Here is a 15,560-nt window from a genome sequence, read left to right as displayed (position 1 = left end):
ATGATCTGCAAAGGCCAACTCATAGTTGGACAAAATCTTCTCAGCGAGTTTCCTAAATTAGTGATTTATGAATCACTTCAAGTATTGCAAACCTCCAATCAAGTGGCCAAATTCACTCAGCCACTACAGTACCACTACACGGTTGCTATAACGCCAACTCGTAAAGGTGATAAACGTCTTCACTGGTCAACGTTCTTGGGTTGCCTCCCATACAAACATCATCCATGGCTTTTTGAACCCAACCATCAATATCCGCATGCTTAACCCCAAGATGAGCCAGCCCAGAAGGGATACCCACTTCACGAGACAACGTGCAAATCAGGTCCACCGCTAATAGGGCTGCATTAGTGTCGTCTAACTGAGACGTATCCCCACCCATCGCTTCAGCTACTTCCCTAAACGCACTTGGAATCGTTTGAGCATTGAATGCGCTCACCACAGGCAGCAAGATAGCATTACAAACGCCATGCGCTAGGTTGTGTGTTGCCGAAGGCTGATGTGACAACGCATGAACCGCGCCTAATCCGGCTGAGTTGAACGACATCCCCGCTAAAAATTGCGCATCAGCAAGTGCCGACCGAGCTTCTATGTTCGCTCCATCCTTTACTGCCATAGGCAGCCATTTGGCAATTAGCTTAACCGCCTCGAGTGCGGTCGGAAGTGTTAAACGATGGGCGCCAGGAGTCACAACCGACTCAATGGCATGGGTCAGCGCATCCATACCCGTTGCAGCGGTAACAGAGGCAGGCAAACCAACCATCAATGATGGGTCGTTAACCGCAACATCTGGAATCTGTTTGGTGTCGACGATCACCATCTTAACGAGATTCTTCTCATCGGTAATCACCGAATTGGACGTCATCTCCGCCGCTGTTCCCGCCGTTGTATTAATAGCAATAAAGAACGCACCGCTATTCTTAACCAGGCCGACCCCATTATAATCGGTGATTTCGCCTTCATTTGATGTGACAATACGAATCGCTTTCGCACAATCAATAGGGCTACCGCCACCAACCGCAATCAAACAATCGCACCCGCTCTGTTGGTAAAACTCAGCACCTTGATTAACCAAACTAACGGTCGGGTTAGGGGTGACCTTATCAAAGGTGACATAATCGAACCCTTTATCATCGAGTGCACAATAAAGAGAATCTAATATCCCCAATTCAATAAGGTTTTTATCTGTCACTATCATTGCTTTTTTTACGGGTCGACAGTCCAACACTGCAACAGATTCTGCCACCGCACCTACGCCGGATAATGATAGTTTTGGTAAATTTAATGCAAACACCATAGTCATTCCTTTACGGTAAGAGCCCGACGGATCGGGCCGATATCAATTACTTCTCAACTCGCAATCCATACGTCTTGAACTTATCGAGTACATGATCCATCTCTTGGTTTGGAAGCACTGGAACGTCTGGCTGAATCGCTGCACACTTGAGATAAAGCTCAGCCAATACCTCGGTTTCATGTGCTAACCACAATGCTTTCTTCAGATTTTCACCAACGGTGATCATGCCATGATGTTGAAGAAGAATAGATTTACTTTGACGAATGCCAGCATCTACATAATCAGCCAACTTAGGAGAGCCAAAGGTAGCATAAGGTACACAAGGTATTTCTGCCGCGCCCGATGCTGCAACCATATAGTGGATCGCCTGGATTGGACGATTGAGTATAGACACTGCTGTCGCGTTAATGGCGTGGTTGTGAACAACGGCATGGCAATCCTCTCTCGCTTGGTAGCAGGTTAGGTGGAAAGCCCATTCGCTTGATGGAATTTTGCCTTCCTCAAATTCTCCGGATTCGCTTACAAAAACGATCTTTTCCGGTGTCAGATTCTCATATTCAATACCCGTTGGAGTGATCAATAAACCACCTTCATAGCGCACCGAGACATTACCTGCGGTGCCTTGGTTTAATCCCAGCTTAGTCATCTCTAAGCATGTATCGATAATGTCTTGTGCTAGTTCATTTCTTGTTATTGTCATCGTATTACTTCCTTAAGCTGGCGTTACGCCTTTCTTTAAAATGATGTTTCCGTATTTAGCGGTTTCGCCCGTCAGTACAACTGCAAAGCATTTTTCGGCGCGGTCGTAAAAATCAAAACGATCCATGTGTTCTAATGCAGGCTTGTCTTTCGTGGTCTTTGTGATTGCCGCCATGTATTTCGATTCAACTGTTGGGTCGAGCTGGTCACCCTCTACTGCTTGCATCATGATCAGCGGGCTTTGGCAGTACACGTCGAGCTCAAATAGCGGTATTGTGCCCTCTAACAGCGTATCGATATTCACGCCATCGGCTCTTAGCACCACATGCGATCCAAACGTCTCCGCAGGAAAATGGGCGTCGGCAAACAGAATTTCATCGCCATGCCCCATTCGACTTAATACGGCAAGCAGTTCTGGGCTTATTGCCGGATGGATTCCTTTAAGCATTGTGTATTTCCTCCAATAACTGGGCGTATTGTTCACGGCTCTCAGACGGGGTGATGACTTGGTAAGCAGGCTTCATATTTTCTTGGGCATGATTGGCATCAATAAATACCCCAGCCCCTGCAAAGGCATACATCGCTGCCCCCGTCACTGTGGCTTCAGGCTGTTCAACCACATGGATAGGGATGCCAACAACGTCAGCTCTTATTTGGTTCCACAGTCTATTTTTAGACCCACCACCCACCACCATTAAACACTCGGTATTTAAGCGACAAGTCGTGGAAAGATAGTGCAGACTGCTCTTGAGTTTGAAGGCCAGTCCTTCTAGAGCGGCGCGGTATATCTCGCCCCTTGTGGCATTAATGGACAGGCCAGTAATCGCACCATTTCCTTTACCGTCACCACCAAGTAAAAAGGATGGATCGAACCTAACGCCATTTGCACCGATAGGGGCCGCTTCCCCTTCCGAAACCATCACCGCGTATTTACTGCTGCTCTCGGCAATATCCGTAAAGTAGGTGTTGGCGACCCATTCCATTACTGCACTAGAGAGCCATTGGATTGCTGGGTTAAACAAATCATTTTTAGCATCAAGCTCTGTTGTCATGCCCTCTTTGAGATAGTCAGGTTTTAACTGAGGACGTGGCGAACGAGCCATCAAGATCTCCCAAGTCCCTGAGCTTAAGAAAGACTGATTCTCTTTGGCACCAGAGCCGAACAAAGCAAACTGAGTGTCGTGACCTGCTGAAATCACTGGAACTCTGTTTGGAATGCCAAGCAGGAAGGCGACATCGTCTTTTAAACAACCCACTATTTCGCCCGCTTCAACCATGGGAGGAAAGTGCGCCTTCGTCAGCTCTAGGTACTGTAATACCCCTTCATTCCAGTCACCGCTGTCTAGGTCCGTCATCATCGACGTGCCAGCCATCGTTCGATCGGTTGTTAATTCGCCCGTCAGCTTTTGTGTCAACATCGACGAAATAAACACCCACTTATCCATATTGCTATAGACTTTTGGTTCGTTGTCTTTCAACCACTTAAGCTTGAATAAGGTATTGAACGAATAATCCCCGATGCCGTTGGTCAAATACAGTTCATCGCGGTCAATATCTTGCGAGATCTGGCTCATCACAGGCGCGGTACGAGCACATTTCCAAGAAATAATGGGATAGATCTGCTTTCCATCTTTATCGAAGGGCGCCCCGTCCACTCCAAAGGTAGTGACAGAAACGGCAACAATATCCGTCGAATTAATTTGAGCCGTTACCTGCTTTGAACACTCAACAAGCTTTTTCCAAATCTGTTGAAAATCCCAAACATGTTTAGTGCCATTCTGTAGCGTTTCATTAGCAATATAGTGCGACGCAACAATTTCACCTTGCTGGTTAATCGCAATAGAGCGGACGTTGGTGGCTCCGCAATCAAGAATAATAGCAATCGACATAACTCACCCCTTTAAGGCCTACCCCAAGTTGGGGCAGGCAAAATTAGTTACCTATTGAATTACTTATAGATAGGGCCGAAGTTCTGACAAGCGCGATAGTCCTGTCCCTCAACATCCTGACCAAATGCAGACCAAGTATGCGGACGAAAGATGTCTTGGCTATCCACGTTATGCATCGATACCGGAATACGCAGCATTGCAGCGAGAGAGATTAAATCGCCGCCAACGTGGCCTGAAGTGATAACACAGTGGTTAGCGCCCCAGTTTTCCATAACGTCATAAACCGATTTAAATGCGCCTTGGCCAGTCAAGCGAGGGACGAACCAGGTCGTTGGCCAAGTCGCGTTAGTGCGCTCATTTAGGGTATTATGAACATCTTCTGGCAGTTCGATAGAGTGCCCCTCAGCAATTTGCAGCACTGGACCAATACCCGAGATAATGTTGATTCGATGCATAGTAAATGGCATGCCACCTTCAGTTAGGAACTGAGACGAGAAGCCGCCCCCACGGAAGTATTCTTCAATGGCTGGGCACCATTTCGTTGCATTTAGAGACGCTTCAACGTCGGCTTGTGTCAGTTCCCAGTGCGGTTTCATCGCCGGCTTACCATCAGCTGTTCTCGCTTTACCTGCCCCATCGAGCGCTGCTGAGCCAGAGTTAACCAGGTGCAAGAAACCGGAATCTGGGCGGGTCCCTGTCACACGCTCTACCGCATCTTCAGACCAGTAGGTACGAACATCATGGAAAACCTGAGCCTCACTCGTCAGTAGCTTACCAAACATCATATTTACGCCGTTCAACGCGTCGTTTTCTGTTGCCACACAGATTGGTTCACGAATGCCGTTCCAATCAAATGAGGAGTTCAAGATGGCCTCTGAAAAATCGCCATTGGGCAAATGATCGGTCCAATGACGCTGACCTTGGAAGCCAGCCAGAATAGCATTGTGTCCTAGCGATTCTTCACCAAAGCCTAGCTCTGCAAGTTTTGGGTTGCCTTGCATCAAATCGCGCATGATCATGGTCATCTTAATGACGGTATCCCAATCCTCTGCTTTACGCTCTTCGGTGAAAGGGGTGCCGTTATAATCTTTACCTTCTTTACACCAGTCTCGTGCCCAAGCACGTGCCAGTTCAAACTCTTTCTTGTCATAGACTTCTCGATCCAAACGGCGTTTGATTTCTGTCATATCGACATATTCATTACGCATGCCCAGATACTTCTGGAAGAACTCAGGGTTAACCACAGAGCCCGCGATGCCCATAGATACAGAGCCCATCGAGAGATAAGATTTACCGCGCATTGACGCGACGGCTAAACCTGCACGGCAGAAGCGAAGAATCTTGTCCTGTACGTCACTTGGGATTGACTCGTCTCCTGCGTCTTGCACTTCTTTGCCGTAAATTGAGAATGCCGGTAAACCCACTTGTGAGTGGCCTGCCATCGCGGCGGCTAGGTATACTGCACCTGGACGCTCAGTACCATTGAAACCCCAGATGGCTTTTGGTGTATGCGGGTCCATATCAATGGTTTCTGTGCCATAACACCAACACGGTGTTACTGTCAGTACAAGGCCCACATTTTCACGTTTAAATTTGTCAGCCGTCGCAGCAGATTCTGCTACACCACCAATACAAGAGTCGGCAAGGACACACTCCACTTTCTCTCCGCTAGCATGGCGAATATTCTCTTGAATAAAATGAGCTGCGCGCTGAGCCATTCCCATAGTTTGATCTTCAAGAGATTCGCGTACACCCATTTGACGACCGTCGATGGTAGGACGAATACCGATTTTAACTAACTGTGACATCATTGATGTTCCTTATTATTTCTTTAATTCAGCGGGCAGGTTAATGCTGCCCCTGTGGATAATTCTTTACTTAACTTGGTAACCTTTTGCGCCGTAGTACACTAGGTAAACGAAGCCAATGAATGGGATAACAAATGCGGCACCAATGCCTGCTGCATCTGAGATTTGCCCCATGATGGCGGTTAGCAGTGCACCACCCAGGATTGCCATGATTAAGAAGCTTCCACCAAACTTTGAATCAGACCCTAAATCTCTCAGTGATAGCCCAAAAATAGTCGGGAACATCAGAGACATACATGCAGACACACCGACTAGTGCATAAGCTCCTGCTAACCCACCCACTACCATGATTACAGCGACTAAAATCGCAGCGATCGCAGCCAAAGCAGCAAGTAGTTTTTGTGGTTCAATGTGTTTCATCAGCGCGACACAAACCCAGCGCATGACAGAGAAAATCACAATAGATGTCAGTAGGTATGTTGATGCTTCTGCTTCTGTACCGCCGACTTCTTGCATCACGTAACGAATAGTCCATGACCAACAACCAATTTGCGCACCGACATAGAAAAACTGAGCTAACACGCCTTTGGTGAAGTGGCTTCGCTTGACAATACGGCGGTACGCCTGACCAAATGTAGACTCACCGGTAGTACTTGTGTCCTTTGCGGCCGGCATCTTAGTTTTAAGAATCAATAGCCAAATTAAAGCAATAACAACTGCTACGCCCATATAGGGCATCATTACTGCGTACAGTTCGTCAGATTGAATTTTCGCTAGTTCGTCAGCAGCCATGGCCGCACGTTCACTATCCGTTGCAGGGTTTAGTTGCGATAAGATGTAAAATTTGCCAATTAACACCCCAGTGATCGAACCAATAGGGTTACAAGCTTGAGCAATATTTAGACGTCGAGTTGCGGTTTCTTCAGGACCCATCGCTAATATGTATGGGTTGGCACTTGTTTCTAGAATGGAGAGACCGCCAGCTAGAACAAATAATGCCAGCAAGAAAGGTAAATATTCCATTGCTTGCGCGGCGGGATAAAATAGCAGTGCGCCGGTTGCAAACAATCCAAGGCCCAAAAGCACTCCGGCTTTATAACTGTATCGCTGTATGAAAAGCGCAGCGGGAAGAGCCAAACAAAAATAAGCGCCATAGAAAGCCGTTTGTACCAAACCGGATTGCATATCGGTTAAAGTAAATACTTTTCGAAACTGTGCAATAAGTACATCAGTCATGTTGTTTGCCAAACCCCACATGACAAAACAACAACATAGTAGCCAAAAAGCAAATTTAATTTCCTTTGGTATTACCTCTACTTTATTATTCCTCTGTGTTTCAGACGAACTTATATTGAGAGTATCATTCATAAGATATCCTTATTTATTAATTAAATTATTTATTTTTATTTTAAAGTTTATTTTATTTCACGTTATTACAAATCAGTTATTACTACATCTACCGATTCGTTATCACATATTTTAAGAAGACTTCTTTTTTTGTATTTAGATTTATCGGCAATTAGAATAACTTGATCAGATATATCGATAAAACTTCTTTTTATTTGATAGTTATATTCATTTGAATCCCAAACTCCTGAGTCATAATCAAACCCAACGCAGGAAAAGAAGCAGACGTCCAAAGACATATTAGCCAGTGTCTCCACTGCTAGTGGACCATAGAAACTACTGTACTTCTCGGAATAACTGCCACCAGTACAAATTACATTAATATTACTTTTACCTTCAAGGGCAATAACATTCTGAAGAGAATTGGTAATAATAGTGCAACTGATATTTGGAATCTCTCGAGCGAGACACCAACTCGATGAACTTGCGTCTAAACCTATTACCATTTCTTCTTTAATATAATCTAACGCTTTGCTTACCAGTAATTCCTTTTCTTCTATATAGTCCTTAGAACGCGCATGAAAAGAAAGACCTTCATCAATTTCTTGAACACTAATAGCCCCACCATGAACTCTTTTAAGTGCGCCCGATTCATCAAGCTTTTTTAAATCTCGACGAATGGTTTCCACAGAAACATTAAAGGCTTCTGCTATTTCTTCGACGGTTGCACTTCTTTGATCATTTATTAGTTCAACAATTTGTAGGCTTCTCATAATGGTCTCCCGCTTGCTTGATTATTAATTTACCAATGAAAAAATGGCAAAACTGTGACGAAATCGCCATCAAGCCCGTTATTGACCGATTTGTGACTGATATTGTGGACTATTAAACACAAATGCCCGAAACTTATAAAAACAGTCATTCATTAATAAGGAATTATAATTGTTAGAACAGCTTGTAATCACCACTTACATAGATTGAATGATATTGCGAATACTTGCCTATTTAGACCAAAGCGTATAACTCAGGAGAGGGGAGGACACGAAATGTCTGCATAGAGACAGTAATAAGAATCCACCAAGTAAACATGAAACAATGATTAGTTGAACTTGGCTAACTAAAGTGGGTAAAAAAAAGAGAATTAATACTCTAAGAAACTTGGGGGCATTAACAAGTTAGAGAAACAGCACTATCCCCCTCCCCCAACACACTTTCATAAAGAAAACCTTTAACACGTTAAACCATGATTTATTGCACTTAAACGTGGTCACGAACCGTCTGACGATAAATTCGAAAGCCTCTGAGGTGACTCTAAGCTCCCACAAACACCTGTATTCCTCCTCACACTGATCTATTTCTCTCTTTTCGCAGTACAAGTTATTAATTATTCGATATAAATCGCTTTCTTTTTCAAATTGTTGTCTACAGTTTTATAGAGCTTGTCGCTTCAGTAATTGCCACAAGTAACGACACCTTTTGATGGTAGGTTTTGGTTATAAGGAAAGGAAATGGAAAGCCCAATTGTCACACTCACACATGCCAGCAAAAGCTTTGTTGATGGTAAAGACACTCATAGCGTGTTGGAAAATGTCGACTTCGCTTTGGCAACAGGGGCAAGCGTGGCTTTGACAGGGGCGAGTGGCAGTGGAAAGAGTACTCTGCTTAACATCATTGCGGGGTTTGAACCTCTATCCGGTGGAGAATTGTGGCTTGATGGCGAGAACACATCAGATTGGAGAGATCCACAGTGGAGCCGATTCCGCCATCAAAATTTGGGCGTTGTCTTTCAACAGTTCAACTTGTTAACCCCACTCAACGTAAAACAGAACATCGCCTTCCCTCTCCATTTAAATCAACAAAAATGGGGCGACTGGTGTGACTATTTAGTTGACGCATTAGGCATCAGCGAGCTACTCGAAAGACATGTATCCGCACTCTCTGGCGGTCAGCAACAACGAGTCGCAATAGCGCGTGCGCTAGCCCATAAACCCAAACTATTACTTGCCGACGAGCCCACTGGCAACCTTGACCACAAAGCAGGGTTAGAGGTTATGAAGCTGCTGAGTGAAATCACCACACAAGGCAACACTGCGGTGCTTTTGGTTACGCACAGCCCAGAATGCGCCAGCTTTATGCAGACAAAATTGGTGTTAGATGATGGTTGTTTAAGGAACGCCGATCTAACCCCAAGAGCAGCAGCGTTGTGAGTAATCCAATGAAGCAAACTGGCTTCGCTCAGAACCAGCTCACCCATACCAAACTGACTCTGAATCTATTCGCGGCGCACTATCGTCAATCACCATTGCAAGCCGCAGCGATTCTGATCGGCATTGTGTTAGCGGTCACCTTGTTTGTCGCAGTGCAAGCCATCAACCTCAATGCCAAGCGCAGTTATGCAGAATCGACCGAGCAACTTAGCGCTCAAGCGCAGAACCTTATCATTCCACCAGCAGGGCAAAACTATTTGCCGGAATCGCTCTACTTCAGCTTAAGACAAAGTGGATTAAGCGCAGCGCTACCTGTTATAGAAGGGCGAGTAAGAGACGAGCAAGGTCGACGTTGGTCAGTTCAAGGCAGTGAGTTGATCGCCGCCCTCACTTCAAGATCTCGTCACGCTCGCGTCGACGAACAAAGCAACACTCAAACCAAAGAACCAAACATTTCCCTGTTCGACAATGCCTTACCTTTGCCGCAACTCTTAGCGGGTGAACCCATTGTGATGATGAGCCAGTCGCAACACCAGAACTTGGGAGGAGTAGACACACTCACTTTGGATGAAGTGCTCACTCAAGTGGTAGTGCTACCAGATGAATGGCAGCTAGGTAGCCGAATGTTGATGGATATTGGGTTCGCTCAGCAACTGCTTAACAAGCAAGGGCAACTGAGCTACATCGCTATTTTTGACACTAAGAGCGACACTAAGAGCAATCCTCAGGATAAATGGCAAAGCCTTATTGGCGAGCAAGGACGATGGATTTCCAACAACCAAAGTACGGATCTGGGTTCAATTACCGATAGCTTTCACCTCAATCTCACCGCCATGAGTCTGTTGGCGTTTTTGGTTGGCCTATTCATCGCTTACAATGGTGTGAAGTACAGTTTACTGAAGCGTAATCGGCTATTGGTGCAAATTCAACAAGCCGGCATTGCGCCAAGCATCGTGTTTTCAGCTCTGTTAGTCAAGCTGACTCTTTTAGTCACACTAGGCGCGTCGCTTGGTTTCATTCTCGGCATCCAACTCAGCCATTGGCTGCATCCAACCGTCGCGATAACACTTGAGCAACTTTATGGTGCAACACTGCTTCCCGGTACATGGCAGTGGCAATGGTTAGTGCAGGCACTGCTACTCACGCTGGCCGCAACGCTTGTCGCTTGTTGGCAACACTTTAAACAGCGGGTGCGACAACCCCTCTCTTCCCATGGCGGTTTCTATCAAGCGCCGGAAACGTCTAACGAAAATCAGCTGTTTGTTATCGGGTCAGTATTAACTATTCTCGCGTTAGCAGGTTTATGGATGAGCGAACATCATCGCTTCACCATGGCATGGCTCGGTGTGTTAGTGGTATCGATTCCTTTGTACCTGCCCAAAACGCTAAGCGTGCTAGCGAACTGGAGCGAAAAACGCACCCAATCGGGGTTAATACAATATCTGTTTGCTGAGCTACGTGAACTTATTTCCCCTCTCTCCCTTGCCATGATGGCGTTGCTTCTCGCTGTCACCGCCAATATCGGAATGAATACCTTAGTCGGCAGCTTTGAATCCACGTTAAAGCAATGGCTTGAACAGCGCTTACATGCCGATATTTACGTTAGCCCTGCCCAAGGTGAAATCGCGAATGTGGAACGTGCGTTAGAGCAGTTTGAAAATGTTGAAACCGTTTATAAGCAATATTATGTCGATGATAACTTGCAGGGCTTACCTACTTTGCTCGGCACCAAAGACAAAGACACACTTGAGCAAACCATGGTATTTCAATCCCACCTTGATGATTTCTGGACGCGCTTTTACCAAGGTGAATTCGTGGCGATCAGCGAACCTACGGCAGTGAAGCTCGGCTTGCCGCTTGGAAGCCGACTCAAGCTCGACGCGATCCAAGACAAAGCGCTCATCGTCGGGGCGATTTTCCACGATTACGGCTCACCGAATGGCGAAGTGTTACTTGCACCTAATTTGTGGATCGAAAGCGGATTTACTGACTTACCCACCAGCTTGGGAATCAAAGTCTCTGGCGACCCACAAGTGGTGTACGAACAGTTACGCCAACAACTCAATCTGCACCCAGGTCAGCTTTACAATCAAGCACAGATCAAATCGATCGCGTTGGATATATTCTCACAAACTTTTGCCATCACGCGGGCGCTTAATGGCGTCACATTAATGGTGGCGGTGATTGGGTTGTTCTGCGCCTGTTTCATGTTGCTCGATGCACGTAAAGCCGCCATTGCAAGGCTGTATGCACTCGGTGTTAGTCAGAAAAAATTGATGGCAATGGTGGTCGGGCAAATCGTTGTTCTGGTCGCCTTCACTCTGGTTATCGCTTTACCACTCGGCGCTATGGTCGGTTATGTGTTGACGGACATCGTTACCCTACGCGCCTTTGGTTGGAGCTTAAATTACGTATGGAATTGGAGTGATGCACTCAGCATCGCAACCATCACCATTTTAGTGGCTGTGATTGCGACCTTGATCCCACTGTGGCGTTTGGTCAGTAAACCCGTGGTATCCAGCTTGCAAAGTGAGGTGTTGTGATGAATCGATCAATGAGAGTTTTCGTTCTCACACTTGGCATCTTACTCCTTTTAGGGTGTGAGGAGTCCACTCAACCATCAGCTCAAAATATGGGTTCGATACTCGGTACTGAAACACAAACCGAGAATGAAACGGCAATCGATCAAGCGCAATTTTCTCCGGTAGTAAAAGGTATCGACATCACTTTCCCTGCCGACCATCAAGCGCACCCTGATTTTCGTCATGAATGGTGGTATTTAACCGCAAACTTGATTGATGAAAAAGGCAATACGTTAGGCGTGCAATGGACACAGTTTCGCTTTGCGGCTGCACCACAGGAACGTAGCAATAGAACCAAGGAAACTACGTGGCAAAGTCAGCAGATCTACATGGCACACAGCGCTGTCACCACTAAAGACAAACACTACGCCGATGAAAAGTGGTCACGTAACCAAGCAGAACTGGCAGGAGTAAGCGCTTCACCATTTCGTGTCTATCTTGATGACTGGCAATGGACGTCGACGACCGATGACCTGTTCCCAGCTACATTGGTCGCTAACTCGGGTCAATTTGGATACTCGCTTAAGTTAACCAACAACGCGCCTTATCAAAAGCAAGGCGAACAAGGCTACAGCACTAAAAGTAGCGATGGCAAAGTGGCTTCCTATTACTACAGCCAACCATTCATCGATGTATCGGGCGAAGTAACCATTGATGGCATCACGCATCAGGTGTCTGGTAAAGGTTGGATAGACAGAGAGTGGAGCTCTCAGTTTTTACTCGACTCACAACAAGGTTGGGATTGGTTTGCGCTAAGGCTGAGTGATGAAACCAGCTTGGTGGTATTTCAACTTCGAAACTCAACTACAGGCAAAGCCAGCTATTCTCATGCGAGGTTGATGAATCAAGATGGCTTCGGCATCGCGATTAAGCAGCAAGACATCAGCTTAACCGCCATCAAGCAAACTAAAATCGACGGGCGTGACTACCCAACAGAGTGGCAAGTTTCGATTCCAAGCCAGCAAATAGAACTGACCGTCTCGGCACTCAATCCAAATGCCAAAATGCCGCTGTCGGTTCCTTATTGGGAGGGGCCAATCATGATTAAAGGTTCTCATTCCGGATCTGGCTATATGGAGTTGACTGGGTATTAGATTGTGTATTAATACAGGTGGAATCTAACAACAAATACATCGCGATAACCATCAACTAAAACACTTTCAACCAAAACCTCCACCACGGAGGTTTTTTGTTATTCCATATGTTCTATTTACCTTAACGCCTGTTGAAAAATATCTAATTTAACCAAACACTGGGCTCCCCTAAAATACCAATCAAATGGTTAGAGGAGATAGAACATGCTTAGCTCAGTGCACAATGACGAACTCAACAGATACATCGAGAAACTAGACTTAAACCTTACCAAGGATCAGGTTCGTGAACTTGGTTGGCAGCAAAGTAATGAAGAGGTAGGAAAAGAAAAAACAATATTAGGCTCGTGGTTTTTCTTTTCTTTCTTTGGCTTATGTACGTCTGCATGTCTTGCGCTGCTAATGTATATCTCATGAAGATAAACAAAACAATGACCACGTATAACCAGCATGGAACCTTCAATTGGTTCGAGGTCGACGGAGAAACGTACATACTGTTCAAAGTGAGCAGCAACAGTGCTCTATTGAACCAACACTATGAGGATGTCACCGAACAACAGAGCGAAATATATGGGCTGTTAGGGGCGATTCCATAAGCTCATACTGCACGTATTCACTTATGGTCTATCTATTCACTTGTGGTCTATCTACGCACTAACTAGCGCAAACATCCGTTCTTTTGGCAACAAGACCGAGCTACAACAAACGGTTCTTATACTGCTCTGGCGTTTGGTTCGCGTAACGTTTGAACATGGTGATAAATGGGCTTGCTTGGTTATAACCCAATGTAAGAGCGACCTCTTTAACCGATTGGCCGTTTCTCAACAAGTCCATTGAGTATAGGTAGCGCACTCGCAGTCGCCACTCGGTAAAGCTCATTCCAAGCTCGGTCTGGCAGTGGCGAGAAAGGGTTCTTTCCGTGGTGTGGACACGTTCAGCCCAATCTTTCAGCGTCACTTCATCGGTTGGGTTCTCTTCAACAGAAGCCAATATAGGCGCTAGATACTTATTATCGGTTGAAGGCAAGAAGTGGTGTTCAACCTCACGCTGCGCAAGTTGGTCAAGCAGTACCTGAACGAGCCTTTGGTCTTGCTCGGTTTCCGCAACATTGATCCCACGATCGCGAAAATCATCGATAATAGAAGACACAATCGGCGTGATCTTTATAAGGCTAGTTTTATCTGGCAGGTGTTGCGTGAGTTCTGGGGCGATATTTAGTGAACAGTAGTCCAAAGGCTTACGGTTATAACTGCAATGCATCACCCCGGCCGGTACCCAAATCGCTAGATGTGGTGGCGCTAGAAATCGAGTGCTTTCCGCTTCCATCTCTAATATACCACCACTGATCAATTGAACCTGTCCCCATGAGTGGCTATGAACTCGGGTTTCAGTGTTCGAAAGAAACGCTTCAAAATTCATAAATACGTTGGATGGTGCCTTATCAATTAATAAGTATGGATGAAGGTTTCTGGAGTGTTTTTTCAAACTTGTCTTCCTATCGCGCTTAATGTCTTTCTAAAGATACTTGTAAGTATAACGACCTGTCAAACTAGCCGCACCAACTCATTCGCCACGGAATTCACATGCATTACCTATTACCATTTTTTACAGTCTGTATCTGGGGCGCCAATGCAATCGTCAACAAGCTTGCTGCAAGCACCATAGAACCTAGCGCAATGAGTTTTTACCGCTGGTTTTTTGCGATGTTAATTCTCACGCCTTTCTGTATTCGCCCAGTGATGAAGCAGTGGGCTGTCATTAAGCCAAACTTATCTAAATTAGCGTTCCTCGGCTTTTTGGGCATGGTGTTGAACCAATCTCTAGGTTACTACGCAGGCTTAACCACAACCGCCTCTAACATGGCATTAATCACTTCTTTGGTTCCATTGGTCAGTGTATTTTTAAGCGTCCCTTTGCTGCACAAGTCGATTTCTAGTTTGAGTATTGTTGGCGGTGTGTTGTCACTATCAGGCTTAGCCCTGATGTTAGGCAAAGGCGATCCGTTATTCTTCATGCATCAAGAATTGACTCAAGGCGATGGCTATATGCTAATTGCAGCCTTTGTTTATGCTTCGTACTGTGTACTACTGAAACGCTGGAAAATGCCAATCAGTAGCTGGGTGGTGATTTACATTCAGGGTCTGTTTGCTGTCGCGATGCTTACGCCACTTTGGCTTACCAGCGAACAGCTTTTACCACCACAACAAGCGCTCCCATTGATAGCTTACGCCGCGGTTGCCGCTTCAATTTTAGCGCCTTGGATGTGGGTGAAAGCGATTGACACCATTGGTGCTGACTCAAGCGCGATGTTCATGAACTTGCTTCCGGTTGTAGCGATCGTATTAGCCGCGACATGGCTTGGCGAAGAGATTAACCAGTTCCACATCATTGGTGGTGTGATGGTGATTTCAGGTGTCATCCTTGCTCAAATCAGAAGAAAACCAAGGCTTGAGGCTCCTCTCCCTCAACAAAGCTAAACGCATTACCCAACGCTCACATTAGGGTAAAAATTCAAACTCACGTTTCACAGTGCCTACTCCTAAAGTAGGCACTGTTGTTTTATTTACAAGTCTTTCAAATGCTTTTAATAGGTTCATCGCGGCTTTCCGGGGAAAGCCGCTTTTATCTTCAAGAAGAAGTAGT

General features: G+C 45.8%; 13 protein-coding genes. 5 read left to right on the top strand and 8 right to left on the bottom strand.

The window, feature by feature from the left end; translation table 11 throughout:
* Window positions 1-145 precede the first annotated feature (145 nt).
* The 7 genes from A6D97_RS00185 to A6D97_RS00155 form a co-directional block, all read right to left on the bottom strand.
* Complete coding sequence (locus A6D97_RS00185) at window positions 146-1,294, bottom strand: iron-containing alcohol dehydrogenase (RefSeq protein WP_017059994.1); 1,149 nt, start codon at window positions 1,292-1,294, stop codon at window positions 146-148.
* 46 nt (window positions 1,295-1,340) lie between these two features.
* Complete coding sequence (locus A6D97_RS00180) at window positions 1,341-1,988, bottom strand: L-fuculose-phosphate aldolase (RefSeq protein WP_029236427.1); 648 nt, start codon at window positions 1,986-1,988, stop codon at window positions 1,341-1,343.
* Between the two features lie 18 nt (window positions 1,989-2,006).
* Entirely contained in the window at window positions 2,007-2,441 is a 435-nt protein-coding gene (gene fucU / locus A6D97_RS00175) for an L-fucose mutarotase (protein WP_017059996.1), read from the bottom strand.
* On the bottom strand, window positions 2,434-3,882 hold the full coding sequence (gene fucK / locus A6D97_RS00170) for an L-fuculokinase (protein ID WP_017059997.1): 1,449 nt from the start codon (window positions 3,880-3,882) through the stop codon (window positions 2,434-2,436). Before fucK ends, fucU begins: the two co-directional genes overlap by 8 nt.
* Window positions 3,883-3,941: 59 nt before the next feature.
* The gene (locus A6D97_RS00165; protein ID WP_065583556.1) at window positions 3,942-5,690 is read right to left on the bottom strand and encodes an L-fucose isomerase; all 1,749 of its coding nucleotides are present in this window, start codon (window positions 5,688-5,690) and stop codon (window positions 3,942-3,944) included.
* 66 nt (window positions 5,691-5,756) lie between these two features.
* A complete protein-coding gene (gene fucP, locus A6D97_RS00160; protein ID WP_065583546.1) occupies window positions 5,757-7,058 on the bottom strand; it encodes an L-fucose:H+ symporter permease in 1,302 nt (433 codons plus the stop codon).
* A gap of 65 nt (window positions 7,059-7,123) precedes the next feature.
* Window positions 7,124-7,810 (bottom strand): DeoR/GlpR family DNA-binding transcription regulator, encoded by a 687-nt coding sequence (locus A6D97_RS00155; protein ID WP_048662208.1) that lies wholly within the window; start codon window positions 7,808-7,810, stop codon window positions 7,124-7,126.
* A gap of 735 nt (window positions 7,811-8,545) precedes the next feature.
* Here A6D97_RS00155 and A6D97_RS00150 point away from each other — a divergent pair.
* The 4 genes from A6D97_RS00150 to A6D97_RS00130 all read left to right on the top strand — a co-directional run bounded on the left by A6D97_RS00150 (window position 8,546) and on the right by A6D97_RS00130 (window position 13,513).
* Window positions 8,546-9,244, top strand: coding sequence for an ABC transporter ATP-binding protein (locus tag A6D97_RS00150; protein WP_065583545.1), 699 nt, complete (start codon window positions 8,546-8,548; stop codon window positions 9,242-9,244).
* Window positions 9,245-9,252: 8 nt separating this feature from the next.
* The gene (locus tag A6D97_RS00145) at window positions 9,253-11,787 is read left to right on the top strand and encodes an ABC transporter permease (RefSeq protein ID WP_065583555.1); all 2,535 of its coding nucleotides are present in this window, start codon (window positions 9,253-9,255) and stop codon (window positions 11,785-11,787) included.
* On the top strand, window positions 11,787-12,920 hold the full coding sequence (locus tag A6D97_RS00140; protein ID WP_065583544.1) for a lipocalin-like domain-containing protein: 1,134 nt from the start codon (window positions 11,787-11,789) through the stop codon (window positions 12,918-12,920). The genes A6D97_RS00145 and A6D97_RS00140 overlap by 1 nt, the downstream gene beginning before the upstream one ends.
* 410 nt (window positions 12,921-13,330) lie before the next feature.
* Window positions 13,331-13,513: a hypothetical protein gene (locus A6D97_RS00130; RefSeq protein ID WP_065583542.1), complete on the top strand. Its 183-nt coding sequence runs from the start codon at window positions 13,331-13,333 to the stop codon at window positions 13,511-13,513.
* 100 nt (window positions 13,514-13,613) lie between these two features.
* Here the strand turns inward: A6D97_RS00130 and A6D97_RS00125 are convergent, their stop codons facing one another.
* On the bottom strand, window positions 13,614-14,402 hold the full coding sequence (locus tag A6D97_RS00125; protein ID WP_065583541.1) for a helix-turn-helix transcriptional regulator: 789 nt from the start codon (window positions 14,400-14,402) through the stop codon (window positions 13,614-13,616).
* 98 nt (window positions 14,403-14,500) lie between these two features.
* Here A6D97_RS00125 and A6D97_RS00120 point away from each other — a divergent pair, with 98 nt between their 5' ends.
* Window positions 14,501-15,394, top strand: a complete 894-nt coding sequence (locus A6D97_RS00120) for a DMT family transporter (protein ID WP_017065645.1) — start codon at window positions 14,501-14,503, stop codon at window positions 15,392-15,394.
* Window positions 15,395-15,560 lie beyond the last annotated feature (166 nt).

Origin of the sequence: Vibrio sp. ZF57, from assembly GCF_001691235.1 — a bacterium.
GTDB lineage: Bacteria > Pseudomonadota > Gammaproteobacteria > Enterobacterales > Vibrionaceae > Vibrio > Vibrio crassostreae_C.
This window is presented reverse-complemented; position numbering and strand designations above follow the sequence as displayed.

What these genes read in the sequence shown, in the direction of transcription:
- fucP (WP_065583546.1), bottom strand. Translation starts at nt 7,058, where the DNA reads ATGAATGATACTCTCAATATAAGTTCGTCTGAAACACAGAGGAATAAT.
- fucU (WP_017059996.1), bottom strand. Translation starts at nt 2,441, where the DNA reads ATGCTTAAAGGAATCCATCCGGCAATAAGCCCAGAACTGCTTGCCGTA.
- A6D97_RS00130 (WP_065583542.1), top strand. Translation starts at nt 13,331, where the DNA reads ATGAAGATAAACAAAACAATGACCACGTATAACCAGCATGGAACCTTC.
- A6D97_RS00185 (WP_017059994.1), bottom strand. Translation starts at nt 1,294, where the DNA reads ATGGTGTTTGCATTAAATTTACCAAAACTATCATTATCCGGCGTAGGT.
- A6D97_RS00150 (WP_065583545.1), top strand. Translation starts at nt 8,546, where the DNA reads ATGGAAAGCCCAATTGTCACACTCACACATGCCAGCAAAAGCTTTGTT.
- fucK (WP_017059997.1), bottom strand. Translation starts at nt 3,882, where the DNA reads ATGTCGATTGCTATTATTCTTGATTGCGGAGCCACCAACGTCCGCTCT.
- A6D97_RS00120 (WP_017065645.1), top strand. Translation starts at nt 14,501, where the DNA reads ATGCATTACCTATTACCATTTTTTACAGTCTGTATCTGGGGCGCCAAT.
- A6D97_RS00155 (WP_048662208.1), bottom strand. Translation starts at nt 7,810, where the DNA reads ATGAGAAGCCTACAAATTGTTGAACTAATAAATGATCAAAGAAGTGCA.
- A6D97_RS00145 (WP_065583555.1), top strand. Translation starts at nt 9,253, where the DNA reads ATGAAGCAAACTGGCTTCGCTCAGAACCAGCTCACCCATACCAAACTG.
- A6D97_RS00165 (WP_065583556.1), bottom strand. Translation starts at nt 5,690, where the DNA reads ATGTCACAGTTAGTTAAAATCGGTATTCGTCCTACCATCGACGGTCGT.
- A6D97_RS00140 (WP_065583544.1), top strand. Translation starts at nt 11,787, where the DNA reads ATGAATCGATCAATGAGAGTTTTCGTTCTCACACTTGGCATCTTACTC.